Origin of the sequence: Dietzia papillomatosis NBRC 105045 (assembly GCF_001570845.1) — a bacterium.
Taxonomy (GTDB): domain Bacteria; phylum Actinomycetota; class Actinomycetes; order Mycobacteriales; family Mycobacteriaceae; genus Dietzia; species Dietzia cinnamea.
In genome coordinates this window covers 1-1,051 of record NZ_BCSL01000113.1, presented here as the reverse complement: position 1 = coordinate 1,051, position 1,051 = coordinate 1, and the positions used below count along the sequence as shown (strand labels likewise).

Annotated in this window: 2 pseudogenes; both read left to right on the top strand. The window is 66.3% G+C overall.

Annotation, left to right across the window (positions count from 1 at the left end):
• A pseudogene (locus tag DPA01S_RS17120) lies at window positions 1–396 on the top strand (hypothetical protein); the annotation flags it as partial.
• A pseudogene (locus tag DPA01S_RS17690) lies at window positions 393–1,051 on the top strand (ATP-binding protein); the annotation flags it as partial. The pseudogenes DPA01S_RS17120 and DPA01S_RS17690, both read left to right, overlap by 4 nt.

Sequence of the window (1,051 nt, the reverse complement as noted above, 5' to 3'; positions counted from 1 at the left end):
AAGATCGGACCGAACACCGTCGCCGCGATCAGCGAGGTCCTCGATCGTCAGCGCATCGAAGCGCAGGGCTACCGATCGTGCCAGAACATCCTCGCCCTGGCCCGCGGCGACAACAAGCAGCTCCTCGAGCGGGCCTGCGGGCAACTCGTCTCCGAGACCGCACGCCGGGCTATCAGCTACACCGCCGTCAAACAGCGACTGGCGGCCCTGCGGGCCCAGGCCGCGGCCCGACCCACGACGACGGAGGCGCCGCCGGCAACGACGGCCCGGGTGGAGCCGCCGGCAGGGCGGCGAGATACCACCGGGGCGCATCTGGCCGGGCCCGAGCAGTTCAGTCTCGCCGCCCTGACCGGCCGCCCGAGCACCGGCATCGCGGGGAAGGAGGAGCTGCAGTGACTGATCGTCATCTCACCGACGCCGACATGCCGCTGTTCACGCAATTGCGGATGACCGCGTTCGGACAGACCGTCATTGACCTGGCCAACGATCCCGCCTGCGACGAGTGGACCTTCTCCGAGAAAATCTTCCACGCCCTGGACAAGGAGATCACGGCCAGGCAGGAACGCCGGACCCAGAAACTACTCAAGGCCTGAAAGATCGCCAAACCCTGACGCCTGCGTAGAAGAGATCCGCTACCTGCCTGACCGCAACGTCAACCGCGAGCTAATCGCACGTCTCTCCAGCTGTCAATGGATCGACGCCACTCGTAATCTCGTCGTGCTCGGCCAGTCCAGCGTGGGCAAGACCTACCTCGCCCAAGCGCTTCTCAATGCCGCGTGCCGAAAGTACTACACCGCGAGATACTTCCGGCTCGACGACCTGGCCAACCGGCTCGCCGTGCTGGAGCCGACCTCGCAGCGCCGGCTGGACTTCCTCACCGACCTGCACAACTGTGACCTGCTGGTTCTGGACGACTTCCTGACCACCCCGGTGGCCCCGCACACCGCGGCCGAGCTGCTCAACATCCTGGCCGCCCGCGAAGGGCGAGGATCGACTCTGGTGACCTCCCAGTTCGACCCGCCCGATTGGTACAAGTCGCTCCAAGACGCGG